Annotated in this window: 17 protein-coding genes; 5 read left to right on the top strand and 12 right to left on the bottom strand. The window is 45.6% G+C overall.

The genetic code is table 11. The annotated features are described in order from the left end of the window. Positions 1 to 64: 64 nt before the first annotated feature. The 3 genes from QUA62_RS01065 to QUA62_RS01055 form a co-directional block, all read right to left on the bottom strand. A complete protein-coding gene (locus QUA62_RS01065; RefSeq protein ID WP_333402002.1) occupies positions 65 to 5,557 on the bottom strand; it encodes a response regulator in 5,493 nt (1,830 codons plus the stop codon). A 557-nt stretch (positions 5,558 to 6,114) separates the two neighbouring features. Beyond that, positions 6,115 to 7,557, bottom strand: coding sequence for a hypothetical protein (locus QUA62_RS01060; protein ID WP_333402001.1), 1,443 nt, complete (start codon positions 7,555 to 7,557; stop codon positions 6,115 to 6,117). 24 nt (positions 7,558 to 7,581) lie between these two features. Then, positions 7,582 to 8,808, bottom strand: a complete 1,227-nt coding sequence (locus QUA62_RS01055) for an acyltransferase family protein (protein ID WP_333402000.1) — start codon at positions 8,806 to 8,808, stop codon at positions 7,582 to 7,584. A gap of 896 nt (positions 8,809 to 9,704) precedes the next feature. On the opposite strand from QUA62_RS01055, the gene QUA62_RS01050 reads away from it, so the two are divergent. Further along, a complete protein-coding gene (locus QUA62_RS01050; RefSeq protein WP_333401999.1) occupies positions 9,705 to 10,187 on the top strand; it encodes a pyridoxamine 5'-phosphate oxidase family protein in 483 nt (160 codons plus the stop codon). 60 nt (positions 10,188 to 10,247) lie between these two features. On the opposite strand, the gene QUA62_RS01045 is transcribed toward QUA62_RS01050, so the two are convergent. Further along, on the bottom strand, positions 10,248 to 11,120 hold the full coding sequence (locus QUA62_RS01045; protein WP_333401998.1) for an alpha/beta hydrolase: 873 nt from the start codon (positions 11,118 to 11,120) through the stop codon (positions 10,248 to 10,250). 402 nt (positions 11,121 to 11,522) lie between these two features. Between QUA62_RS01045 and QUA62_RS01040 the strand changes: the two genes are divergently transcribed. Next, positions 11,523 to 12,017 (top strand): GAF domain-containing protein, encoded by a 495-nt coding sequence (locus QUA62_RS01040; RefSeq protein ID WP_333220681.1) that lies wholly within the window; start codon positions 11,523 to 11,525, stop codon positions 12,015 to 12,017. 92 nt (positions 12,018 to 12,109) lie between these two features. On the opposite strand, the gene QUA62_RS01035 is transcribed toward QUA62_RS01040, so the two are convergent. The 3 genes from QUA62_RS01035 to QUA62_RS01025 are packed head-to-tail and all read right to left on the bottom strand — an operon-like array spanning position 12,110 to position 12,946. Further along, positions 12,110 to 12,241 carry a hypothetical protein gene (locus tag QUA62_RS01035; protein WP_333401997.1) on the bottom strand — a complete coding sequence of 44 codons (132 nt, stop codon included), beginning with the start codon at positions 12,239 to 12,241 and terminating at the stop codon, positions 12,110 to 12,112. Continuing rightward, positions 12,222 to 12,542 carry a XisI protein gene (locus QUA62_RS01030; protein WP_333039874.1) on the bottom strand — a complete coding sequence of 107 codons (321 nt, stop codon included), beginning with the start codon at positions 12,540 to 12,542 and terminating at the stop codon, positions 12,222 to 12,224. Before QUA62_RS01030 ends, QUA62_RS01035 begins: the two co-directional genes overlap by 20 nt. Then, positions 12,530 to 12,946: a XisH family protein gene (locus QUA62_RS01025; protein ID WP_333401996.1), complete on the bottom strand. Its 417-nt coding sequence runs from the start codon at positions 12,944 to 12,946 to the stop codon at positions 12,530 to 12,532. The genes QUA62_RS01030 and QUA62_RS01025 overlap by 13 nt, the downstream gene beginning before the upstream one ends. Here QUA62_RS01025 and QUA62_RS01020 point away from each other — a divergent pair. Beyond that, positions 12,940 to 13,107, top strand: coding sequence for a hypothetical protein (locus QUA62_RS01020; protein ID WP_333401995.1), 168 nt, complete (start codon positions 12,940 to 12,942; stop codon positions 13,105 to 13,107). The two genes, QUA62_RS01025 and QUA62_RS01020, sit on opposite strands and share 7 nt — an antisense overlap. Positions 13,108 to 14,060: 953 nt before the next feature. Here QUA62_RS01020 and uvrA read toward each other — a convergent pair. The 5 genes from uvrA to QUA62_RS00995 all read right to left on the bottom strand — a co-directional run bounded on the left by uvrA (position 14,061) and on the right by QUA62_RS00995 (position 20,647). Continuing rightward, complete coding sequence (gene uvrA, locus QUA62_RS01015; RefSeq protein ID WP_333401994.1) at positions 14,061 to 17,021, bottom strand: excinuclease ABC subunit UvrA; 2,961 nt, start codon at positions 17,019 to 17,021, stop codon at positions 14,061 to 14,063. A gap of 64 nt (positions 17,022 to 17,085) precedes the next feature. Further along, the gene (locus tag QUA62_RS01010) at positions 17,086 to 17,514 is read right to left on the bottom strand and encodes a retroviral-like aspartic protease family protein (RefSeq protein ID WP_333402036.1); all 429 of its coding nucleotides are present in this window, start codon (positions 17,512 to 17,514) and stop codon (positions 17,086 to 17,088) included. Between the two features lie 145 nt (positions 17,515 to 17,659). Beyond that, positions 17,660 to 18,286 carry a 7-carboxy-7-deazaguanine synthase QueE gene (locus QUA62_RS01005; protein WP_333401993.1) on the bottom strand — a complete coding sequence of 209 codons (627 nt, stop codon included), beginning with the start codon at positions 18,284 to 18,286 and terminating at the stop codon, positions 17,660 to 17,662. 223 nt (positions 18,287 to 18,509) lie between these two features. Next, positions 18,510 to 19,208: a class I SAM-dependent methyltransferase gene (locus QUA62_RS01000; RefSeq protein ID WP_333401992.1), complete on the bottom strand. Its 699-nt coding sequence runs from the start codon at positions 19,206 to 19,208 to the stop codon at positions 18,510 to 18,512. Positions 19,209 to 20,029: 821 nt separating this feature from the next. Then, entirely contained in the window at positions 20,030 to 20,647 is a 618-nt protein-coding gene (locus QUA62_RS00995; protein ID WP_333401991.1) for an AMP-binding protein, read from the bottom strand. A 598-nt stretch (positions 20,648 to 21,245) separates the two neighbouring features. Between QUA62_RS00995 and QUA62_RS00990 the strand changes: the two genes are divergently transcribed. Further along, positions 21,246 to 24,203 (top strand): TonB-dependent receptor domain-containing protein, encoded by a 2,958-nt coding sequence (locus QUA62_RS00990; RefSeq protein ID WP_333401990.1) that lies wholly within the window; start codon positions 21,246 to 21,248, stop codon positions 24,201 to 24,203. An 83-nt stretch (positions 24,204 to 24,286) separates the two neighbouring features. Continuing rightward, entirely contained in the window at positions 24,287 to 25,519 is a 1,233-nt protein-coding gene (locus QUA62_RS00985) for a PepSY-associated TM helix domain-containing protein (RefSeq protein WP_333401989.1), read from the top strand. Positions 25,520 to 25,720: the final 201 nt, after the last annotated feature.

Below are 25,720 nucleotides of genomic sequence, written 5' to 3'. Positions count from 1 at the left end.
ATAGCTCTTCTGGTAATCGGTAAGGGCAATTCCCCATTAGCAATTACCCATTACCAATTAGAAATTACCCTATTTGCGATCGCAACTTCCCCGTTTCCAATTCCGTCTCAAAAGCCGCCCGCACCTTTTCCCACTCCGCTTGGGCTTCCAACAGGCGATCGCGCGCCGTACTCACATCAAAAACCTGTTCCCCTCCAGATTCAACCGCCACGCGACCCATATACTCCAACTCCTTGCAAACAGCAGAAAAAGACACCGCTCCTAAATTGGCGCTGCTCGACTTCAGCGTGTGAGAAGCGAGCTTCAAACTATCAGCATCGCCGAGAAAAATAGCCTCCTTAATAGTTTCTAAATGTTGCGGTGCGTCTTCCAAATATATCTTAATCAGCTCCCCCAAAAAATCTGGGTCTTCATCATCGTCTAGCTCGCGGAGATTTTGCAAAATATGAAAATCAATCGGCGAATCGGCTCCCGGTTGAACGCTCGAAGATGCCCCATTATCACTGTCAATGCGATCGGAAATATCTGGATTGTTTTGCTCAGTAACCGCCTCCAATTCATCCCGATTCAGAGGTGAGCACTTGCTCAAGGCGATCGCCAACTCTTCCCGGCGCACGGGCTTAGTAATATAATCGTCCATACCTGCTTCCAGACACTTTTCGCGATCGCCCTGCATCGCATTAGCAGTCATCGCAATAATTCTCGGCTTCTTGTTAGCAGGCCATTCCTGACAAATGCGGCGCGTCGCTTCCAACCCATCCATGTTCGGCATCTGCACATCCATCAGCACAACATCGTAAGATTGCCGCTTCAGCGCCTCCAAAACCTCCAACCCATTAGCCGCAATATCAGCCCGATATCCTATCCTGTCGAGTAAATGCGTAGCGACTTTTTGATTCACCACATTGTCCTCAGCCAGCAAAATCCGAATCTGACTAGAATTAGCTGCATCCTGTCCGGCAGAATTCGCCGCAACCTGCCTCAAAACAGCAGGCGTCCGCTGCACGCGGTGCTGTTCTTGAGAATTTTCAAAATACTTCAATCCCGAAGTCAAAGTCACCACATTTGAAACTTCTCCCCTGCCGCTTCTGCCAGTAACATATCCAAAAACTTGCAGCAACACATTATAAAACTGGGACTGTTTTAAAGGCTTAGTTAAAAAAGCAGAAAAATGTACTTCTGTAGTTTCAAGTTTTTTCCAAACTTCCGCCTTACTTAAATAAGTAAACAGCACCAAAGGTAGTGCTATTTTGCGAGTGTTTTTAACGAGGCCATTCGGATTTAGATTGTCGCCGCCCGACAAATTGCTCAGCTCCAATTTCCGAATCTCCACAGCCAAAGCCACACCGTCCATATCGGGTAGATTCATCGCCAAAATAGCTAAATCGAGCGGCGAGTTTCCTTTGATGATTTCCAAAGCCTCAGCACCCGAAGTTACAGCCACGGGTATCATTCCCCAAGACTCTGCCTGCCGGATCAAAACTTGCCGATTAATGGCATGATGCTCAACAATTAACAAGCGCTTACCAGCGGCAAATTCTGGCCTTTTTTCCTCAGCCCGGATGTCATTCGCTTCAGCAGTCACCGTGAAATAAAAAATCGAACCCGAACCGGATATCGACGGCGGAGTAAATTCTGCTGGCGACCTTCCAGCGATACTTTGTCCGATCGCAGAAACGGCCGATTGAGACTTAGAACTTCCCGGAGTAACCTGGCTGACAACCCACATTGTACCGCCCATCATATCGCTCAAACGCTGGCTGATAGCCAGTCCCAAACCCGTCCCGCCGTAATGTCGCGTTGTCGAAGCATCCACCTGCGAAAAAGCTTTAAACAGGCGATCCATGCGGTCTGGCGGAATGCCAATTCCCGTATCTTGGACAGCAAATTGAATCTCGTATTGTCTGCTATGTGCCAACTCTCCCTGGTTAATTGCGAGCGGTTGTGGCGCTAGAATATTAATTCTATCTGGCGAACTGTTAGCCGCTACCTGTTCAATTTGCCTAGCTGTACAGCACACCACAATTTCTCCAGATTCTGTAAACTTAACTGCATTCCCCAGCAGATTTACCAAAATTTGGCGCAGCCTCGTGACATCTCCTAAAATGTTTTTCGGAACAGAATCATCAATAAAGTAAGCCAGCTCTAAACCTTTTTCTGAGGCTCTCGGAGCCAGTAATTCTAGAGATTCTTCTATACAGTTTTGCAGCTCGAAGGGGCTGCGTTCCAAATCCAATTTTCCAGATTCAATCTTAGAAAAGTCTAGAATATCGTTAATAATAGTCAGCAAAGCATCGCCGCTGGTACGAATTGTCTCCACAAAATCACGCTGTTCAGGAGTTAGTTCCATATCCAGCAGCAAGCCCGTCATCCCGATTACCGCATTCATTGGAGTGCGGATTTCGTGACTCATAGTCGCTAAAAATTCGCTCTTAGCTCTATTAGCAACTTCCGCCGCTTGTCGTGCTTGATCCAAAGCTTCATTTTGCTCGGCTAACTGTCGCTGTCGCTGAACTTCCGTTTCTAAAAGTTGTGCTTGAGCTAAGGTAATGCCGACTTGAGCGGCCACATCTTCTAAGAGTTCAATTTCGTCCGGATTCCACTGGCGAGTTGCATCGCACTGGTGCAAAGTAATAATTCCATTCGGTTCTCCTTGATAGGAAGTGCGAACAGCCAACATAGATTTTAATCCGATGCGGCGGCACATCGGCCCCGAAGATTCCAGCAAAGGATCGGCAAACACATCGGGAGATGCTAGGGCTATATCCTCAGCGAGGAGTTTTTCGGTGTACGGGTTATAAGTGACAGAAAGTTCTAAATCTAAAGCCGATTCGTGACCGGGTTCTAAGTATTCCGCCACGCAAGGAAGGTGGGGATAAGGTTCGGAAAGATAGGTATGAATTGTACAGCGATTGACACCAAACACGCGGCCGATTTGGGTGGCGGTAGTCTGAAAAATTTCTTGAGTATCTAAGGTCGATCGCACTTTTTGAGTAATTTGTTTGAGTAGTAAAACGCGCTGGTACTGACGTTGCAAAGTTCGCTCTCGCTCTTCGCGGGCAATTTCTGCGCCGATGTAATTGCCCATCAACTTTAAAATTTCAAAATTCAGCGGTTTAAAAGGAGATTTAGTGGTGCGGGAAGTAAAGCTCAAAGTGCCAAAAACTCGCCCTTGGACTATTACCCTCGTCCCCACAAAAGCCTCCAACTTGCGGACGCTGTAAGCGGGGTGGTTGCGCCACTGAGTAGTGCCGGCTGATTCGACAGAAATAGGTTCGCTCGATCGCAAAACCTCTCGCTCAAAGGTTCTGCTCAAAGCAAAACCGTCTCCTTTAGCAAATCCAAAGGGAAAATCTTCCGGTACATAAGCCGCAATCACTTCGTAGCGATCGCCCAAAACCCTGCCCAACAGCCCGATATCCATTCCAAACTGACTACAGCCCATTGCCAGCAACCGGATCGTTCGATCGTCAAAAGAGCCTTCCGAGGTCACCATTACCTCGTAGAGCGATCGAATTGCGCGCTCGCTTTCCCGCAGTTCCTCAACTCCTTCGAGGCGGTTGCAGACATCGTGCAAAGTCCCGAAAATTCCCGCTATTTCGCCTTGGGAATTCCGCCGGACTTGGGCAAATAGTTCCACGGAAACAAAGCCGGAATTACTGTGAATTCCCAAGGAGTTTTTCCCTGAAACCGACTTGGACTTAAATCGCAGTTCTCGGCGTTCAAATTCCGACTTCCCCGACAGCAAAGACTCGAATAAATTTGCACATTGCTCGCGCTCCTCTGGATGCACCCACTCTAAAAAATTAGTTTCCAAACTTTCGGGCACCGGAAAATTCGTAATTTCCGTCCAAGCGCGGTTGAGAAATTTCCAAACCCCCGCCGCATCTATGTGGAAAATTACTGTTGCTTTCAAAGAGTCAAATAGATGGAATTGTTCTCGATCGTGCTCGCCGTTTTTGACTTCAAACTGCTTGTTTGGAGTAATATCTGTATGAGTTCCTACTACCCGCAGCGGTTTGCCGGTAGCGCTGCGTAAAACTTGACCTCGGTTCAGCACCCAGACAGTGCTGCCGTCTTTACAGTACATCCGATATTCTGCTGCAAAATCCGGTGTCTTTTCAGCGAAGTGTTCTTCTAAAGCTGCCTTTACCGAGTCAATATCATCTCGGTGGATGCGACTCCACCATTCAAATCGGCGATTCGAGATTTCCCCTTCTTGGTAGCCCAGCATTTCTTGCCACCGCGCCGAATAAAAAAACTCATCTGTTTCGAGATTCCAGTCCCAAATCCCCTGATTGTTGACTGCAGGGGGGAGATTTGGCCGCTCTACGAAACTGTGGTGAGAAATTTCAGCCACCTCGTGGCTATTTGCTGCTGTCCGCTGTATTTCTGCAGAGAGTTTTTTGTATTGAGCGTTGCTAGATTCTAGCTGGCGCTGCAAAGCGATCAAGCCAGAATGCAGAGATTTTGAATCAAGCGCTTGTAAAAGGATAGTTTTAGGATTGATAATCCCGATCGGGTGATTTGTTTCGTTAATGACTAATAAAGGCAACTGGCAGTAGTGTTTTTGCAGCAGCGCGACGGCTGCTTCGAGGGTAGAGTGCGATCGCACCAGCGGCGGGGAACTGCTGCAAATTGATCCCGCTTTAATTTTGTTAGAGTCTCTTCCCAGCGCCTGCAACTGCACAATATCCCGCGAACTTACCACCCCAACCAGTTTGTGAAGGTTGGGATTTGTAAATTTGGAATTGTGAGCCGCACCAGTCGAGTGTTGATCGGGGGTTTCAGTGATTAATACATAACTAACATTGTGTCTAAACATCAGTTGCGCCAAATAGCGAACCGAAGAATTAGAAGGAGCGTGAATTATTCGCGAGCCTGCTATTTGGGGGATTTGATAAAGTTTAATTAAACTTGCGGGTAGCTCTAATTTCTGATTCAGAATTGGCAGTGGCGGAGGGAAGGCGAAAGCCGCAGGTGGCGAAGCGCTGCTAATTGCTTTTGGTGTAGATTCCCCAATTCCCTGCAACATTTGCACCAAGCTTTGAGAGCTAATTAAACCAACAAGTTCTTCAGCCTCGCTGACGATCGGCAAATGGCTGATCTGATTTTTCTCCAAGAGATTTGCTAAGGCAAAAAAGTCGGGAATTTCCGATTCTCGCGCTACAGTTACGGTTCGGATCATGATTTGTTCGATCGCAAATCCGCTCAAAGCAGCCCCGATCGAATTTAGCTGTACGACATCTCGCGCTGTAAAAATCCCCAGCACTGTCTGGCCGCCCGCATAGGGAGCTTTTGAGCCGTTGAGACCCAGCCCGTTGCCTCCTGCGTGTACCGCACGCGGTACGCCGTTGTAGAAACCCGACTGTTCCCGCGATTGTCGGGAAGTTCCGTTCATGAGATTTCCGAGTTGAAAATTCCCGCGCGGTTCTACCACGAGGACGTAACTGGCTCCTGTGCTACTCATCAGCTCGATCGCCTTTTCTACGGGCGTCTCAGGGGTGACGGTGAGGGGATTGCGGTTGATGACCTGACTGAGGGAGGGAATAAACATCAGGGGGCATAAAAGTGATATTTGTTGGAAAAACCCGATCGCAAGCAGCAGATTGATTGAGAGGCTTTGCCCGCGAGATTTCCAAGCGCGCTCAAAGTTTCTGTACGATTAAACTCACCCCTACTTCCAGCATCTTGGCATTTAAAATTAATTCCGTGCCATATCCTGATAATTGACGGCTTCTGACTTTCAGAACCAATGCTATCTGCCAGACGGCGGACACGAAGGCGGGCAGGCAATTCCTCGCCTAGCCTAACTGCTGCGGGTTTACGAGCAAGAATTTCTGGGATTGTCTAGACTGCACCCTACTTTCTGGCCCTCAACGGAACTCTCGCTCGGATTCTGTTTGAGGCAAGATACCTGCACGCTACCAATTTACCAGCGACAGGAGGGGAATCACAACAGGACGACTTAGGTATGGCAACTGTGCAATTAGGGGTTCGAGGGTTTGAGGGTTCGAGGGTTCGAGGGTTCGATGGCCAAATAGGCAGAAAATAAATAATTCTGAGCATAACTAATTCTATCTTATCTCAATTATGGCCCAGAGGATTTGAGCTTCAATTCTGGCGATCGAACTTGATGAGAATAGCGCTGTTCCCCGCCAGTGCAAAACTCGCATTTCCGCCCTTCAGCCTTAAGCTACCAACAACCTCATCCATTGTTTTAGAACTGAACTCTCGCACCGTGCCATTACCCGTTTTTATCAGCTCCGAAATATCAGCATTAACAGTGTAAGATGTTGCTCGGTCATTGACAACCAGCAAGTAAACATTCTTGCTAGCATCAAGAGTTGCAACTGCCATTAAATCCGAACTGTTAGTGATAGGAAAAAATGTAGTTTTTCCGCCCTGCAATGCCCTAATTCCCATCCGCAAAGCATAGTAGCTCGCGCGCCGTTTTCCCTCATCACCTAGCAAACCTTCCGCCAGTCCCTGCTTACCCCAGTCGTACAAACAGAATATGTGACTGCCGTAAATATAATTATCCCCCGGTTGGGAACCTCGAATCAAATTCTTAATCAAATTTAAAGCTAAAGATAAATCGCCGTAGCTAATTTCGTAAGTTCCCCATTCTCCTACCCAAAGCTGCGAGTTAGCGCGGACAGTACCGTTCATCCAGCCGCGCACTTTGCGGGTGTAGTTAGAAATATCTGCATCGTAGTTGTGGACATTGACTGTATCAAAATAATTCGGTATTTCCTGCAAAGCACTAGCTGGCCAATTGCTGCCGCCTACGGTTTTCGGGCCGTGGATGCGGTAAGTGCGCGAAGGCAAATAAGTTTGGTAAACAAAGTCGATCGCATCTTTTGCCACCTTAACCAATTCAAAATAGTCAGCCCTAGTCCCACCCCAACCCTGATCGCGATTATCCGGTTCGTTGTGAATTTCCCAATCATCAACGCGGTAATCATTGCGAACATTCAGCCAATAAACCGTAGCAAAAACGTGTTCCCACCACTCGTTCCAATCTTCTCCTGTGCGCGGCGGATTCAGTTGCAGCGCCCAACTCGGCCGCCAGCTATTATCAACATTACGAATACTGACAACCGGGCGAATATTTGCTTTTTTTAGAGTATTAAAAATCGTCCTGGCATTGCCTTGCCAAACAGTACCGGGTTGTCCCGACCACCAATAATCGCTACCCTGGGGCGGATTAGTCATAATCTGATCCCAGTGCGCCCAATTAATTATATTGGGATTTGTCTTAATTTCGTCAATAGATGGCCAACCGTATTTACCGTCGTCGTCTTCTGGTTCCCACCGGGACATCCCGCCGTAAATGCGGTAGGTATTAATTCCCAAATCTTGCAAATCTTTGATGTCGAAATTGATATTGCCTTCGACTGCACCGATGTAGCGAGTGCTAACACCCGCAGCAGTACCGGAAATTTTAATTGTTTCGATGTTTTGAGCAAAAGTTGTCGTTCCGATGAACAACTCTAGGCTGAGGGCTATTAAAATGCCTAGTAAAAAAATCAGAATTCTAGTTTTTGATAACACGTGATTATTAACTACTAATTCAGGTTATTTTAGGCCCGAGGTAAAGAGACCCATCGCTAATCTAACTTGACGGGCGATCGAGTTTGTTAGCTGTTGTAATAAAAAAGCATTAACTATACAAATTTCACTAATTAATACATAAAGTAAAATAGCACGACTAGCCGTCAAAAGTGAAGGTTCACCTCGCACAACCACAGTAAAATATTTGGGTATAACAATTAACCCTATAAATTGCGTTAAATATAGTTCATAGGAAATATTAGAAATCCATGTTAAAAAGCTCGTTATTAAGTAAGACAAGTTTTTTAAACTTCTACAAAAATTAAAAATAATTACAAATATGCCAAATCCAATAAAAGCATCATAAAAAGACAGTCCAAAAGGTAAAATTACGCCGAGAAATTTTAGTGCATTTGAAAATGTGAAGGAACCCATAATACCCAATATTTCAAAAATTATTGCTAGGGCTATTGTTACGGGCTTAGTTAGGTAATTAATTAATAAAGTAGGATTACTTGCATAAACCTTGGCCATTGCCATTCCTAAACAAAACTCAAATAACCTTGAAATTGCTAAATAGCCCGGATAAACCATGTCGCCCAATATTGGTTTAAACAGGTTAAATCCTAAAATTAAAACTAAAAAAGTATAGGTAACTTTAATAAAAAAAGAAGTTAAAATAAACTGTTTAATAGAATATTTTTTTAACAACTTAAATATAAAAAAGAAAGACAAATAAAATTGGATGAGGGGAAACATAAACCAAGAAAATGGTATGGCTTTATCGAGAATTATCCAACTTCTCCAAAATGACCACCAATCAAAATAGCCATAAAATAAATCCGCTCTTAACCGAGGAATTATCAAAGATACAGCTAAAAGTATCCAGTAGGTAGGGTAGAGCCGGATAATTTTTTTTCTCATAAAATTAATCCAGCTTTCATCAGGTTTTAAAATTCTTGAATAAGCCAGTCCAAAACCACTGAGAATGAAAAAAATATGAACTCCCTGATATCCAAGCAAGAAAAATATATTCACTAAATCAAAAACTATATTGCCTACACTATTAAATGGTAGGGGAAAAAACTTAGCAATCGTCGAGGCTGGGCCTACTACTTTTGCATACTCGAAAAAGTTGCTGTATCCAAAAAATGGAGGCAAGAAATTGAAGTACCAAAAATGAACCCCCACTACCCAGCAGGCAGCAAAGCCTCTCATCATATCTAATTCTTGAAATCGATTATACTTCATAAATAAAAATATCCGTTTAACTCCAACTTATAGCAACAGTCAAAATATTTACAATGTCAAGCTTAGGACGTACTGGCTCGCTCTTAGGATGCCACAAAAATTATACTCTATGTTATAAGCGCCAGCTATGTCAAGGTGGTGAAGAAGACCCTCAAATCCTTGAAATATTGAAGGCTGCGATCGTTAAATCTGATTCTTTTAACAGGTGGTTAAGAATAAACTAGGTTTATTGCCGATCGCCAGCCGGTAGGATGAGGTAAAGCCGGTCGATCGCACCAATACGCTATGAGGGCAGTTTACACCCACAAACTAAGAGATTTCAAGCGTTTGAGGGAGTTATAGACCAGGCTCGGCAGTGACGCAAGACAGGGCTGGTCATCAGCGTCAAGCCGATCGCATTTGCCGCATAACCGCAGCGTGAACCATTACTAAATTGCGCGCTGCGCTTATGCGGCGATGTTTTTTTGAGCACGGATTATATCTAGTGTCAGAGAATTCCAGGGGACGATCGTCTTTTGTTCGCTGGTAACAAGAAAACATGGACGCCCGAGCTGCTGATAAAGCGAGTTTGGGCTTTATCGGGGCTGAAAATTTGTTTAAGTCCCGTTAGGAAAAAATGCTTTTATTAATTAATTAGACGCTCCCCATTTAATAAAAACAATAAACCCTCAGCAATTGCCGAAGGTTTATTTCCCAAATCCTACAAATTTTCCAACAATAAATATCGGAGATGATATTTGAGACTAACCCAGGTTATGTTTAGGGAAATTCTATACTTGTTTATAGCCACAAAACAGGCGCCTCAAAAATGCAAGAATTAGACCAAAAGCCCCACTCGTGAAGCAACCTAAAACATCGATGGATTTCTCTAGAGTAAGTTTTAAAGGAGTATAACAATGTTAGATATTGATGAAATGAGTTCAAAAGAAATACAAGAACTTTTGCAGCAAGTAAGACACGGACACTTCGGCTGTGTATTTGAAGGGCATCCCTACGTTTTGCCAATGCACTATTCTCTCCAAGATTCGGACATATACATTTTCACAACAGTCGGGATGAAAACGAAGTATATAGACACCAATCCAGAAGTCTGCTTGCAAGTGGAAGAAGTCGGCGATTTCCAAGACTCGCGCAGCGTTGTGGTGAACGGGCGAGCAGAACGCCTCACGGAACAGCCAGACATCGATCGCGCGATGCAATTGGTCAAAGAACACAACCCCACACTTTCACCCGCCATCACTCGCACCTGGATTGACTCGCTGGGACGTGCGGAGGTAAACAATCTACCGCATTCACCCCAGCGAAATGAGCGGGCGCACGACGGAGGGCATCAGCAGTCGGTGAATGTCTCTGGTGGCATGGGAATAATAATTTTCTGAGTGAATCGCGATCGTCCTACTCCCAGGCTCAGTAGCATTCCGATCAAACTGGATATGATATTAAATCAACTTACTTGCCAAAAAATCTCTCATGTACCGATTCACTAACTGCGGCTCTTCCTGGTGTACCCAGTGGCTGCAATTGGGAAGGTACTGAATCTGAAAATCCCGCACGTAATCTGCGGTTCCATAGGTTAACTCTTTGCCGAGGGCGACATCTTTTTCTCCCCAAATCATCAGCGTCGGAACTTGCAGCACGCTCCAATTCTGGCGATCGAGAAATCCGCGAGCAATATTGCGGTAATAATTGATAGTAGCAGTCAGAGCGCCCCGTTTGGCAGCCGCATCTTTGTAAGCTTCGATATCTGAGGGGCTAAAGGTGCTTTTGTTAACTGCCATACCTTCCAAAGCAGCCGAAATTGCCTGATAGTCGCCCAACTGAATTAACAACTCCGGCACAACTGGCAACTGAAACAAAAAGATGTACCAGCTTCTCAGCAATTGCTGGGGAGTGCGTAACCCTTCAGCAAACTTGGCCGGATGTGGTAGATTCATCACAATTAATTTATCCACCATTTGGGGATAAGCATAAGCAAAATTCCAGGCGATCGCACCTCCCCAGTCGTGACCAACTAAGACGCAACTTTCGTATCCCAAACCCTGAATAATGCCCTTGACATCTTGCACAAACTCTGCCATCACGTAAGCAGATTGATCGTGAGGTTTGTCGCTGTCGTTGTAACCCCTGAGATCTACAGCCACTACTTTATAATCTGAGGCAAATTCTGGGATTTGATGTCGCCAAGAATACCAAAATTCAGGAAATCCGTGCAGCATCAGCATCAGCGGCCCAGAACCTTGAGTGACATAGTGCAGTTTGATGCCGTTCGTAGGGATAAATTCGTGTTTCCAAGCAGCTTCTAGCACAGACATATTTAATGCTTTCTTTAGCTTTAGAAAAATCGTAGCAGTTACTCTGTTTGAGAGGAACCAACTTTAGGCAGATCTAGCAATTCTCCCAGCACTTGTAAACTCTTCCTTTTCTTTTCCTGTGTGGAACAGGCGTCCCGTCGGTGGTTCTTCGCAAAAGGGCTGCGTAAAAAAAAGCCGTAGCACGGGCGAGGGCTAGACGCCATCGCCCCTTTCCCGAAAAGATTGCTATCTCAGGCAAAATAATAGTATAATATTGCTGGCATATCAACAACTGTCAAGCCCAAAATTACTCATTTTTGAGCGCGCGAAAATCCCGAAGCGCAACATTTTGAGGTGTTGGGATGGTGCCAGTTCAATAATTAAGATCGGGCGAGTGTACTAGGAATTAAAGGAGTTAATACTATGTCGGGCGATCGGCTGCAAAACATTGTTAACCGCTTGACAGATCGTCTAAAGCGCGACGTATTAGTTGAAAAATCCCTCTACGACATTCGAGAAATTTTGCAGAGCGATCGCGCGGTGCTTTATCATTTTTACAAGCAGTGGCAAGGTCGAGTGACTTACGAGATGTTGAGTGCGATCGAACTCTCAATCTTGGGTTCAACGGGGCCAGATGAGTGTTTTAACGGCGACCACGCTGCTTTGTACGAAGCCGGCAGAGTTAGAGCAATTACAGATATTGAAGTAGAACCAATTCACCAATGCCACCGAGATTTTCTGCGTAGCCTGAAAGTTCGTGCCAATTTAGTTGTGCCAATTTTAACGAACAAAGGACTGTGGGGGCTGTTAATTGCTCATCAGTGCAGCGGGCCCCGCACTTGGTCGCGATCGGACATTGAATTCATGCAAAGAGAAGCCCAAAATATGGCACTTTCCCCTACAATTCAAGATAGTTAATATCGCATCTACTATTAGTACATAATATACCAGGATTTCACCCTCGAATAATGTAACCGATCGCCCCCTTGGAGTAGTATGAATCTCAGTGTTCAACCGTTTTCGAGTTCGGGTGCATTCTCTCGGCGATCGAAAATGACCAACCAAGCGGAATCTTGTCCCAATCTAGCGAGATATCCATCTAACTGTTCCCCACCTTTGTCTCTAGCAAGAGTTGGCGGCAAGGAGTTTTCGGATGCTGGGGGAGCGAAACCCAAGAATGATATCTTGAGGAGACACGCCACGTTGAATCAGTTCTCGATCGATGTAGATTTCGGTACTGTTGTGTTGAATCCAGATTTGATTTTCGATGATATCGAGCTGCATGGCACACCCATAGATGCGATATTCGTCGCGCCATTCGTTGTGCATCACGAGATATCTATCGCGGGCGATATCGAAGATTAACTGAGCATTTGCGTCATTTGTAGAAAAGTCTTCGAGAAAGTCACAAACAATTTTGCGGTATTCGTTTAGTCTATCCATTGGTCGATCGCCTCACGAGTTGGATTGTAAATAATTAGTCGGATTTCATAACGTTCGATGACAGTTTTTGCGGGTTCAAATCTGAGAAACATTTGGTAGGTATCGGTGGGTACTGCCAGATAAAGTATACGTTCTGGTTCGCTAGAGACTTCGATGGCAACGCGATAGTTGAGGAATTGACCGAGGGCGGTGTGGAATTCAGAAATGGTGGAGCCTCCTGCGAAACTTTTGACTTCTACAGCTATTTTACGTCCTTCTTTTTCAGCGGCGATCGCTTCTTCGGCTGCAAGATCGATGTAGACATCAGCAACACCATAGCGTAACTGGTAGGGATCGTGGGTAATCTTCCAGCCATCTTTTTGTAGGGCGATTTTGACCGTGTTGTGGAAGAGATCCTTTGCCATTTTTAGATTGTACCCAAGGATTTACATCGGAACTTAAGGGTGCACCGACTTCCACCGAAACCATGACGGCGGTGTATTGTCCGCTGTCGGTGAGTGGTTTGGCTAAAGCTAGCATGGCGGTGGTTTTACCGACTTGTCGGGGTGCATGGATGACGAAATAGTTGCGTTGAGCGATTAACCGTTCTAAGCCCGGTAAGCGCAGTGTTGGGGGTAGCACGTAATGAATGTCTGCTTGGCATGGAGCTGCGGTATTAAACCAGCGTGGCATAGGTTAATTGGGGTTAAAGGGGTTGCTCTCAGTTTACTGTGCTGTACCCGAATAGAAAGGATAAAAGTTACTCGGAGCGCCGTGAATTGATAAAGCCTTTGTCAAGGATGCTGAGCTTCAAAATACGGGCTAACGAGCGCTGTCATAAAACTTCAATCCAGCATCTTAAATACTCTTAAACGACGATATTATTAGTATTAATCATTTGAAAGCACTGAAATGTTAGACCCAGCCCCCAAACTGTAAAGATTAAAAGCTAGAGGCACTGTACAACTCCCAGGAAAAACTCTGCCCCTCATGCAAATTTCAAAGCCTTTTCTAATCCCAGGACATCACCGATGTTTCATCCTTAATCATCTTGGCATCACACTTTGGGCAAGGATGTTTACTAGGCCAGGGATAGAGCCGCGATCCTTGACATTTAGGACAAATATTGAGGCTCTTATCATAGTTAGGATCGCCAGTCGGGCCATCTTTGCCATCGCGCCCAATCAGAACGTCAACTACTGCTTCACAATCTTCACAGGTCATTGTTCTAACAACAGCGATCATTCCAACGTCCCAACGACCAGAAACCCATTTTGCTATGTACCCACAACCAGGACATACAAAGTTAAATTTTGTACCCATTGTTTTCCTTGATGAAGCTTGGCTAATTTGTACCAGTATACCTCTGTCCCAGAGCCGATAGGATTGCAGAGCAGAACTCTCTGACGACTAAGCAGACTAACTTGTAATAGTATTTTAATTGTAGGGTGCGTCAGGTGAGTTTCTTAAACGATTATTTAAGGTTTAAATATCTAACGCACCTTACTAATTATGATAATTGCGTAATTCCTGTTAGTATTAACTAACGGCTACAGCCTCCCCCAAAGGATGCTGCTGCAAAACAGCTTGCAAATACTTCCCAGTATAAGACCTCTGATTTGCCGCCACATCCTCCGGCGTCCCCGCCACAATAATTTCGCCGCCCTTATCTCCCCCTTCAGGCCCCAAATCGATCGCCCAATCGCAGCACCGAATCACATCTAAATTGTGTTCGATTACCAAAATTGAATTACCCTTATCCACCAATCTTTGCAGCACATTTAACAAATGGTGAACATCATAAAACGACAAACCAGTCGTCGGTTCATCGATTAAATAAAGCGTCTTCCCAGTAGCGCGGCGCGACAGTTCCGTTGCCAATTTTACCCGCTGCGCTTCGCCCCCAGAAAGCGTCGGCGCCGGCTGTCCCAACTGAATGTAACCCAAACCGACATCTACCAAAGTTTGCAGTCTGGCGCCGGCCCTGGGAATATTTTTAAACATCTCCAAAGATTCCTCTACGGTCATGTTCAAAACATCAGAAATCGACTTGCCTTTGTACTTAACTTGCAGCGTTTCCCGGTTGTAGCGCGCACCTTTGCAAACCTCACACTGCACGTAAACATCTGGCAGAAAATTCATCGAAATCACGTTCACCCCTTGGCCACCGCAAGCTTCGCACCTTCCCCCTTTCACATTAAAAGAAAACTGCCCCGCTTTGTAACCTCTGGCCTTCGCTTCAATGCTTTCGGCAAACAAATCGCGAATCACATCAAAGACTCCCGTGTAAGTAGCGGGATTAGAACGCGGAGTGCGGCCGATAGGAGATTGATCGATGACAATTACCTTATCAACCACATCCTCTAGAGAGCGTTCGCCCTTCGTCTTGAGGGCGTCCATATCGGGTGGTAAAGGCACTTTTTTGGTGATATAATGTTGCAGTGACGGGTACAGCAATTCATTGATTAAAGTGGATTTTCCCGAACCGGAAACCCCCGTCACGCAGACGAGTTTTCCCAGGGGAATTTCCACATCGATATTTTTTAAATTGTTGCGCGTCGCATTTATGATTGAGAGAGCTTTGCCGTTGCCTTTTCTCCTTTCACTAGGGGTTTCAATTACTCGCTTTCCCGACAAATAAGCCCCGGTCAAAGATTCCTCGGCCGCCAGCAAGTCTGCTAAACTTCCTTGCGATATAATTTTGCCACCGTGAACGCCTGCGCCGGGTCCGATATCCACAATGTGGTCGGCCGCTCGCATGGTTTCTTCATCGTGTTCTACCACAATCAAAGTATTGCCTAAATCACGCAATTTTGTTAATGTTTGCAGCAGGCGAAAATTGTCTCTTTGGTGCAGTCCGATGCTGGGTTCGTCCAAAACGTAGAGAACACCCGTCAAACCAGAACCGATTTGAGTCGCTAGCCGAATTCGCTGGGCTTCTCCGCCAGAAAGCGTCATTGCTGCGCGGTCTAAAGTCAGGTAATCTAACCCGACATCGAGCAAAAATTGCAGCCTTGCTTTGATTTCTCTCAGGGCTAAATCGGATATTTGGAATTGCCGATCGCTCAATCCCAAATTATTTACTCGTTCGCGGCATTCGCGAATCGAAATACTCGTTAAATCCACGATTCCGTACTGTCCCAGCCGCACCGAAAGGGCCTCTGTTTTCAAGCGTTTGCCGTGACAAACCTCGCAAGAGCGATCGACTCGATACTGTTCTAACTTCTGCTTGATCAAATCAGAACCAGTATCGTCGTACTGGCGCTGCAACATGGAAATTACGCCATTAAAATCTCTCCTCAAATCAGTGCTGCCCTCGCGCTTTTTACCTTCTGCGCTGCGCTTTTGCTCATTGCCGTACAAAATCACGCGCTGGTGTTCGGGCTTTAATCGATACCAAGGAGTGTCGATATCAAAGCCACAAGTATCAGCAATACTGCAAAGCAAAGAAAGATAATAGGAATTATCTTTGTCTGACCAAGGCGCGATCGCACAATAAAGAGGCGCTTTTTCGTCGGGAACTACCAACTCCGGCGCAAAAGTCCGCAAACTCCCCAAACCGTGGCAGTTCGGACACGCGCCGTAGGGCGAATTAAACGAAAATAACCTGGGTGAAAGTTCCTCCATTACCGCGCCGTGTTCCGGACAAGCAAAGTTTTCGGAAAATACGATCGGCCCCTGTGGTTGGGAATTTTCTTCAGTCGGTAACTCTTCAATAATCGCAATCCCCTCAGAATGGCGCAAACAAGTTGCCAGAGAATCAACTAAACGTTCTTCTAAACCGGGTTTTTTAATTAACCGATCGACAACTATCTCGATATTGTGCGTATGATTTTTATCTAATTCGATATTTTCCGAAAGTTCTAAAATTTCTCCGTTAACTTTGACGCGAATAAATCCTTCCGCAGCTAAACTCGACAATAATTTGCGGTGAGTGCCTTTTTTTCCGCGCACAACTGGTGCCAGAAGGTGAAAGCGAGTGCCGTCGGGAAGTGCCATGACTCGATCGCACATTTCATCAATTGTCTGCGGCGCAATGCAGCGATCGCAAATCGGACAGTGCGGTTCGCCGGCTCTGCCGTAGAGCAATCTGAGATAATCGTAAATTTCTGTAACAGTGCCAACTGTCGATCGCGGGTTGTGAGAAGTTGACTTTTGGTCGATCGAAATAGCCGGACTCAAGCCTTCAATCGCGTCCACATCCGGTTTGTCCAACTGTCCCAAAAACTGGCGCGCGTAAGCGCTGAGAGACTCCACGTAGCGGCGCTGTCCCTCGGCAAAAATTGTATCGAAAGCGAGGGAAGACTTACCAGAACCCGAGACGCCAGTAAAAACGATCAGTCGATCGCGCGGCAGTTCCAGATCGATATTTTTCAGGTTGTGCTGTCTCGCACCGCGAACCCGAATCGTATTTTGGTTGTTAGAGTGAGAATTCGTCACATTATGCCCGTTGCGGGATGCACTTGGCTGGCTGTTTGAGGTTTTGGCGCGTTGGGACATGAGAGTAGTGCAAAACAGTGCTTAACCATCTTAGCGCTGCCGATCGAATAGCTGGCATCCAAACTCAAGAATATCCAAGAATTGTCAAATAAGTTTCCGTCGGCCCGTCGGGCAAAACCTTCAAACTTTGATGTTCCAAATCCACTTCAATTCCCAGCGCTTCCATCGGAATCACGCCTAAAAGTGGCGTTTTCCCCTCGGACAATTCCAAACACTCAAAAGTCCCTTCGCGCCCGCACAGCGAAATCGAAGCATCCCGAAAAATCCTCGCCTCACTAATGCCCGTGGCTGTTTTCACAACTACTTGCTTGAGGATTTTCAAACCCAGTCTGGCGATGACATCTTTAGGCAAACACAAAGTTGTCGCGCCCGTATCCACCAAAACATTTTCTAGAGTAACAGGCCTCACTTGCTCGATTGGAATCACACCATCTTCTGCTTTAGCTTCATCCAGCCGATTCGTAATTACTACGGTTGCGATCACTTTTCCCATTGGGGTTTCCGTAGTTGTTTCCCTTACGTTCAAATTATCATAAATTGCTGCTTGAATTATAGCACCTATTTCCACAGATTGTAGGGCGATGGACTCCCCATTCAGCACCGCCCACCTGACCAATATATCTGGCTAAATCATCAAATTATTGAACGCCAATAAATTTGTGAGTTTGCAAAGATAACCTGTAACTAGGATTTTGTTTCAGCAATTCCAAAATAATGGGAATCGCTGATTTTTTGGAGTTCCATTCTGGTTGCAAAAAAACCGGAATATTCACATTATTTTCCAAATGCTTGTGATAAAATTCAACTTCTTCGCCAGTGCTAATCACTAACTTAATTTCATTTGCTCTACTCCAGAAAAGCTCTTGCACCGGATATTTAGGATTGACGTGTTCCTTCGGAGAAAGAGTAATCCAAGCCTGCGGGGAAACATCCTGCCAGCAAGCACCCGAAGTTTCAATACTCACCTGCTTGTCAGCTTCTAACAAAGCTTCAACTAACTCCGGCAAATTTTGGTGAATGAAAGGTTCACCGCCAGTAATTACCACTCTCGGAGACTGCAATTGAGCGAGCAATTGTGCGATCGACTGCGGCACAGAGGGCAAACCTTTGCCCCCATTTTCGTAACCCGTGTCGCACCAAGGACACCGCACAGGGCAACCGGCCAATCTGATAAAATCAACTAAAGTCCCCGTCCAGTAACCTTCGCCTTGAACAGTACATTGAAAAGTTTCGTGTATTGGTAATTTTAGTTGTAAATTAGACACTCGAAGTTACGCCTCCCATCAAAAAATTACGTTGTTTAAATATAATATTTTTAAATTGTTATTCCTTCGCGGTTTGCAGCAAATAAAAACAGTCCTGAACCCATAAACGGGGTTTCTGAAAAAAAAATATCCGTTTTATCCCAGAAGCTTGACTCAGAAATCCGGTTTCTTCATAGCTTTTCTATAAGTCCTTAGAAATCCACCACAAACCGCAAATAACTCTTTAATTATCCTGTTCAGGTTCCATCATAGTAGCCCAGCGGCGTTTCAATGCCAAAGTCAGCCCGTCAGCAATGGGGACAACACTGAGAGTAACTCTGGGATCGTTACGCAATTTGTTGTTAAAAGTACGAATGGCGGTGGTACTTTCGTCTTGTACTTGAGGGTCAGCAACTCGTCCTGACCACAGAACATTGTCAATTACAATTAAACCCCCATTGCGTACAAGTTGGAGCGAGCGCTCAAAATAAGCCTCATAATTTTCTTTATCGGCGTCGATGAAAGCAAAATCAAAGGTTCCTGCTTGTCCCTCGGCTATTAGTTTGTCGAGAGTATTTATAGCTGGGCCCAACTGCAAAGAAATCTTATTAGCAACGCCCGCAGCTTCCCAATAGCGTCGTGCGATCGCAGTATATTCCTCGCTGACATCGCAGGCAATAATTTGACCGTTAGGAGGCAGCGCTAAAGCTACGCACAGCGAGCTATAACCCGTAAAAACGCCAATTTCTAAGGTTTTGGTCGCTCCCATAAGCTGCACTATGAGCTCCATAAACTGACCTTGTTCGGGAGCAATCTGCATCATCCCCATAGGATGTTTAGCAGTTTCTTCCCGTAGTGAAGCGAGAATATCTGGCTCCCGCAGAGAAATAGATAACAGATAATCGTAAAGTTGATGTTCTAGGCCAATAGTTGAGTTCGCCATCGGTTTGTCCTTGCTGCTCACTTTTGATTTTAGATTGTAGACGCGCTGTTAATGGAAATCGGAGAATGTAGAGTTAATTGTGGCATTTATTTTGCTGGGGCTGATGGCAGGTTGCAGTAGCAGTGTCTCGGTTACACAGAGGCAACTTGCAAAACGCGCGCTCTACTTGCAAATCAGTTTATCTCAGCCACAGGTGATTTAGCACCTCTGGAAAATAAAAATGGATAGAAGGGAGCGTTTTGAGATTGCTGCGTTGCTAGCAGGGTGTAACGCCGTTAGTGATAGCAGTTCAAAAAATGAATGCAACTCTACACAAGCTGCAAAGTCCTACATAATAAGCTATTTGCCATCTCAAATTTCAAATAAATCTCAAATGATATGAGTCGGAGAAAAAGTGACTTCATCCCGATCGCGAAGTAGACGAACTGCGAAAACATAAGTATGTCATTGCCAGTGAAATGAAGCAATCCCAGAGGTTGTAATTCGTTTACATTTTGTTACATTGTCAAGTTTTTTTGTGTCGCTCTACTTAATCGCTAATGAGGAATTATTGAGGACTTACGCACTCCCAAACAAACCAACCGTTTCATTTAACTATTAGACATCTCCAAAAAACAAACTATCGTTGAATTGCACATATATTATAATGGAGCTTTATGTAAAAAAAATGAGTCAACTTCGCGAACACATATAAAGACATCCCTCAGAAACTACTCGGCTATTGAGTCTAGACTATGACCAACTTATAGGACTAATTACTCACGCAGAAAATCTGTATAACCAGCAGAAAAAAGTTCAAGATAATTCTAAAATTCGCATCATCAAAGCAGAAATGCTAAGGTTTCGGCGTGAATTGAGGGTTTTTGCCAAGTGTCTTCGATTCCGGGGGGGATTGTATCGGTAGTGAGCCAATGTATAGCTCCGATTTTGTCTGCCAGCAAGGATTGCACTTGGGGCAAAATCGCTGTTGTGGTGAGGGCGATCGCGGCTTGGGAATCGGTTGCAACTGATACGGCTGTTTGAAGTCGGGCTGCGTGGCGCTGATTGCGGGGCGGGTAAGCTGGGACTGCGATCGCTCCAGAGTACAAGCATCCGAAAAAAGTCGCAATATAGTCTAGTTTTGGCGGATAAGGCAATAAGGCGCGTTCGTCGCTAGCACCTAAAGCCTGAAGTTGACCTGCGATCGCTCGGCTGCGACGATCTAATTCGCTGTAAGTCAGGCGATCACTTTCTGTTTCTCCGTCTTTGAGAAAGGTAAAAGCTAGTTGGTCAGGCTGGTGCAGACACCTGTAGCGCAACACGTCTACACCTGTCGAACTGTTACTAGAGATTTCTTGAAAGTCCTTGAAAAGTTGATCCCTTCTACTTTTTGCACTCATTGCAACCCGAAAATCTTGAGTTTTGCGATCGCCAAGCTGATGACCGCGATCTTCTCTCAAAAGGTTATTCTTTAGCTACTGCTAGAACTTATTAATATTATTTCTTGATTAGGTTTTATACTGTAAGTCTAAAATATTGATTTTGCAAATAGTAATTGATAATTATTTTTGAAGTAATCCCTCAATAGTCATAAGTGAGCTGACAGTATCCAAAGCAGAACGATGCAGTCAATCGACCAATTTTAGGGTAGGGTATTCGCAGCTTGGAGTGAGTCGCGCAGACGGCAGTGCCCCCAAAATCGCCAGCATAAACCAGCGTGCAGCTTGATAAAACTTGATAAAAATTAGTAATAAAAAACTTTGACTTATTGCTTGACATTAGCAGCACCCTTATTTTATTTTGATGAGGCTACTGCAAATAATTAGTGATAAATCGCTGGGCTGTTGACCGCGCTCCGAGTGTATCGTCGCTCGTGTCAAGAAACTGGATTCAAATTGCGACCACAGATAGCAGCGCCTGTTACTGACAGCCTTAGTTTTCGTGTTTGCTTGGGTAGATTTTCAGCAGAGTACGAGTCGGGAGTGCAGTTCCATCGGTGCATTTACTCTTACAAATGCTGTAGCAGTTCAAGTTTTTAAGTGTGGGGTGGGAATGAAAATGAAACTGCGTCTACCTTTTTTATGTGTTGCACTGCTGAGCGTTGGTATCATGCCAGTAGCAGCGGCAGGGCCAAGAAGTTTCTCTGACAGCGCTAACTCCGACTCTGCTGAAGCTACACCCGCGATCGCCCCCGATCCGAGTTCAGTAAATCCCTCAAAAGAGAACGATCGCACTCAATGGTGGGCGATCCCTTCTGTCATCCCGTCCCAAAAACCGATCGCAGAAAAGCCATCATCCCAAAGCGAGGAGTTAGAAGCCAAGGTATTTGTAGAAAATCAAGTCCAAAAACTCAATTCTGACTTGACAGTTGCTTCAGAATACAAAACAAATATCCAAAAAAGCTCCTCAAAAGCAGACGGGATGCCTGTTCCACAAGGTGAATTGAAGATATCTAGTAATAGCGCTCGCGCTTCTGCTAATCCTGATATTGAACCAATAACAGACATACCAAAACTCAACGACATCGATCGCCCTAGCACCAGTGTAGAAGGATTACTTGAGCCATCGCCGTCAAGTTTTATTGTTTCTGATGCTGTGCGAATCTCTCAATCAGTCGTACAAGTAACAGGTGTAAAGCTTAACCCTACTGGGGCTGGTTTGGAAGTCATCTTAGAAACTGAAGCGGGGCAATTGCTGCAAGCTATTACCAGAACAGAAGGCAACAGTGCGATCGCCGACATCGAAAATGCTCAACTAGCTTTACCGTCGGGTGAGGAATTTCGCGCTCAAAATCCAGATCGAGGAATTGCTGAGGTGACAGTAACTCAGCTTGAAGGTTCGCGCATCCGAGTCACCGTCACCGGAGAGAGAGCAGCACCACCGGCACAAGTAGTAAAAAGCGATCGCGGTTTAGTTCTCAGCGTAACTCCTGAAAATTCTGACTCAATTGAAATTGTCGTTACTGCCACGCGCACTGAAGAACTTATACAAAATATACCGCGCTCGGTGACAGTAATTACCCGTAGGGAGATTGAGCAACAAAATCCCGTGTCGCGAAGCCTGCAAGATATTGTCGGTCGGGAGGTTCCAGGCTTAGGGGCTTCGACTCAATCGAGAAATCAATTTGGGCAAAACTTGCGCGGTCGCAATATTTCTGTCTTAGTTGACGGCGTACCCCTGACCACAAATACTCAACCTCGGGGGCTGCAAACCATTGCTCCCAATGCGATCGAGCGAATTGAGGTTGTTCGCGGCCCCAATGCGATCTACGGAAGTCAGGCCACAGGGGGGACGATCAATATCATTACCCGCAGGCCGAGCGAAACTACGCTGTCTCAACAGTCAGAAGTAGGTCTGAGTGCAGCAGCAGGCAACCGACGCTTCCTAGAAAGCGGCAGTTTTGGCAACTACATCGCGCATTCCCTATCGGGTACAGAGGGCGCTTATAACTACGCCCTTTCTTTTTCACGAGAAAGCACCGGCACTTTTTATGATGCTGAAGGCGATCGCATTTTTAACGATCGCCCCTTAGATCAAAGCGTTACCTTCAATGTATTAGCTAAGGCAGGAGTAAACCTAGATTCTCAACAGCGCTTACAACTAACATTCAATCACTACCGTTCCACCCAAGTCGATAACGAGTACATCAACGATTTGAGCGTCAATACCCGCCCCGCCGGAACCGAAAAAGCCCGCGCTTTGAGAGTAGGAGAACTGGAATTTATTGACTCTACCCCCCCAAGAGATCAAAATACTCTCCTTAACTTCACCTACACCAACGATCGGATTTTTGGCAGCAGCCTTCAGGCTCAAGCTTACTATCGGTACAATACTCTAAATTTTTTCCCAGGGGATTTTCGAGAAGCTTTTTTTGAAAATATTACGTTTGGACAAGTAGAAAATCAAAATTGGGGCGGTCGCTTGCAGATTGAGACTCCTATATTTACAGTAGCTAAATTATTGTGGGGAGTTGATTATAACAGCGAGTACAACACAGTGGTGCAGGATATTTTCGATCCTGTGGCTTTCGACGAAAGCGGCGGTCGAGTTTACCGTAAAATTAACGAGCGCGTTGAAATACCGCGTTATGACCTCAGCCAGCTAGGTTTGTTTGCTCAGTTCCAATGGGATATTAGCGATAACTTTTTAGTTACTGGCGGATTGCGCCACCAGCGGGTTGGTTTCAGTGTTGACGACTACACTACCTTCCCAGGCAATGCAAATATTGAAGGTGGAGAGTTGGACTTTAATAACACCGTGTTTAATGCCGGTGCTGTCTATAAAATCACAGACACATTTAATGTGTTTGGTAACTTTGCTCAAGGTTTTAGCATACCAGATTTTGGAAATCTCCTGCGCCGTCCGCCAGCAGGATTTTCGATTGGGGGCGATTTTCAACAATTAGAAGCGGTAAGAGTTGACAACTACGAAATTGGGGTGCGTGGCAACTGGGAACAAGTAAATGCGTCTATTTCTGGTTTTTACAATACCTCCGAATTGGGTGAAAGTTTTGTATTAGACGATCGCGGTTTTCCCATAGGAATTAATCGGGCTCCGCAACGAATCTATGGGGTTGAAGGAACTCTCGACTGGCGGCCGGGAGGGGGATGGCAACTCGGCGGCACTGCAACTTGGCAGGAAGGTGAAAATGATGTCAATCAAGATGGAGACTATTTGCCTCTCAATAGCAGCATTATCTCACCGCTGAAGCTGACGACTTATATTCAACACCAAACTACGCCTGGATGGCGCAACCGACTGCAACTGGTTTATATCGGGAATCGCGATCGGGCTTTTGATGAAGGAGTTGACCCTGCGGACATCGATAACTATTTGGTGGTGGACTATATCGGCAGCATCGCGATCGGGCCGGGTACGTTAAATATTGGCATTGAGAACTTGTTGGACACCCAATATTTCCCAGTTCAGTTTCAACGTGCCGGCGGTTTTGATAATTCCGAGAGGTTTGCAGCTAGAGGCAGAAGCCTTAGCGTCCGCTACACGCTCAATTGGTAATTAGTAATTAAAACCAGTACCTACCCAATTACCAACTGCTATATCAAGTCTCGTTAAACCCTTCTTAAAAAAATGGTGGGGAGATGTTTTCCGGTTGCGCTCCGGCGATGCGGATCGAGCCGTTCAAAGTACCAATTATTCGCGCTGAGGTATTTATGAAATTGCGCCAGATCGCATTAGTTTTGCACCGCTATATAGGTGTAATGGTGGGAATACTGCTAGCGATCGTCAGCTTAACTGGCAGTTCATTGGTCTTCTGGAAAGAGATCGACGTTTTCCTCAATCCCCAGATGTTCCAAGTTATCCCGCAGGGCGATCGGGTATCTGTACAGTTTGCGATCGATACAATCCGCTCAGCTTATCCCCATTGGCAGCTTAATTTCCTTGAGCTACCTCGCGCGTTAGATAGTGTCTATACAGCGAGAATGCTGTTAAACAGCGGCGACTTTGCCTACGTCTATCTCAACCCTTACACGGGAGAAGTTCTGGGTTTTCAGCAGTGGGGCCGGACTGTTATGAGTTTCATTTATAACTTCCATGTCAGCCTTCTGGGAGGCAAATTTGGCGAAACAGTTGTTGGTATCTGCGGACTTCTGTTGCTGCTGCTGAGTGTAACTGGAATCATTTTGTGGCCTGGTTGGAAAAAGCTGGTAGCCGGCTTCGCAATCCGGTGGCGTTCTGTGCCTCAGCTAATCAACTACGATCTTCACAAAGTTGGGGGGATTTTATCTTGTGTCTTTCTGATTGCGATTGCCTCCACCGGCACAGCCATGATTTTTCACACCCAGTTTAAGGGCGTGATTTACTCGCTCGCCGGCACGCCAAAACTCCTCGAATTAACATCAACTATGGTGGCAAACGCGCCACCAGTTACAGCAGATATTATTTTACAAAAAGCGGACTTGGCGTTACCCGGAAAAACCATTTACATTACCTTTCCCAGCAAACCGCAGGGGACATTCGTAGTACGTAAAAAGCTGGTCGGAGAGATCCATCCGAACGGTAGCAGCAACGTCTATCTCGATCGGTACAGTGGAGAAGTTTTGCGGGTAGAAAATGGTTTTACAGCCCCTGTGGCATCCCAGATTATAAATTTGTTGTTCCCGGTACATATCGGTGCTTTCGGGGGGTTGACAACACGCATCCTCTACGTTTTCATTGGGTTGACGCCGACATTGCTATCAATCACTGGTCTCGCACTTTGGCGCAGGCGACAGTGGAGATTAGCTCAGCGGCGGGAAGCAAGCCGACAAATTACCGCGACAGTAGCTGAATCTCAAAAATCTTATCCGATCACAGAATGGCCTTGGTTTTGAGAATAGTTTCTAAGGATTAAAGTGAAAAGCATAATTTTCACATGGCTTACGCAAAGAAACCGGGTTTCCTAGAAAAATTGTTAGTCTCTCAACTAAAAATCTACGAAAAACCTAGTTTCTAGCCTAGACCTGCGTAAGTCTTATTTCAGTTCATAGATGACAGTAGCAGCATTTAGTAAACCAGTTTTTTAGATGTTGAGG

It is taken from the genome of Microcoleus sp. MON1_C1, from assembly GCF_036701945.1.
Taxonomy (GTDB): Bacteria; Cyanobacteriota; Cyanobacteriia; order Cyanobacteriales; family Microcoleaceae; genus Microcoleus.
Note: the sequence above shows the minus strand (reverse complement) of the source record. Positions and strands in the feature narration are given on the sequence as shown.

What these genes read in the sequence shown, in the direction of transcription:
- QUA62_RS01040 (WP_333220681.1), top strand. Translation starts at nt 11,523, where the DNA reads ATGTCGGGCGATCGGCTGCAAAACATTGTTAACCGCTTGACAGATCGT.
- QUA62_RS01055 (WP_333402000.1), bottom strand. Translation starts at nt 8,808, where the DNA reads ATGAAGTATAATCGATTTCAAGAATTAGATATGATGAGAGGCTTTGCT.
- QUA62_RS00985 (WP_333401989.1), top strand. Translation starts at nt 24,287, where the DNA reads ATGTTTTCCGGTTGCGCTCCGGCGATGCGGATCGAGCCGTTCAAAGTA.
- uvrA (WP_333401994.1), bottom strand. Translation starts at nt 17,021, where the DNA reads ATGTCCCAACGCGCCAAAACCTCAAACAGCCAGCCAAGTGCATCCCGC.
- QUA62_RS01000 (WP_333401992.1), bottom strand. Translation starts at nt 19,208, where the DNA reads ATGGCGAACTCAACTATTGGCCTAGAACATCAACTTTACGATTATCTG.
- QUA62_RS01025 (WP_333401996.1), bottom strand. Translation starts at nt 12,946, where the DNA reads ATGGCAAAGGATCTCTTCCACAACACGGTCAAAATCGCCCTACAAAAA.
- QUA62_RS01010 (WP_333402036.1), bottom strand. Translation starts at nt 17,514, where the DNA reads ATGGGAAAAGTGATCGCAACCGTAGTAATTACGAATCGGCTGGATGAA.
- QUA62_RS01065 (WP_333402002.1), bottom strand. Translation starts at nt 5,557, where the DNA reads ATGTTTATTCCCTCCCTCAGTCAGGTCATCAACCGCAATCCCCTCACC.
- QUA62_RS01050 (WP_333401999.1), top strand. Translation starts at nt 9,705, where the DNA reads ATGTTAGATATTGATGAAATGAGTTCAAAAGAAATACAAGAACTTTTG.
- QUA62_RS01030 (WP_333039874.1), bottom strand. Translation starts at nt 12,542, where the DNA reads ATGGATAGACTAAACGAATACCGCAAAATTGTTTGTGACTTTCTCGAA.
- QUA62_RS00990 (WP_333401990.1), top strand. Translation starts at nt 21,246, where the DNA reads ATGAAACTGCGTCTACCTTTTTTATGTGTTGCACTGCTGAGCGTTGGT.
- QUA62_RS01045 (WP_333401998.1), bottom strand. Translation starts at nt 11,120, where the DNA reads ATGTCTGTGCTAGAAGCTGCTTGGAAACACGAATTTATCCCTACGAAC.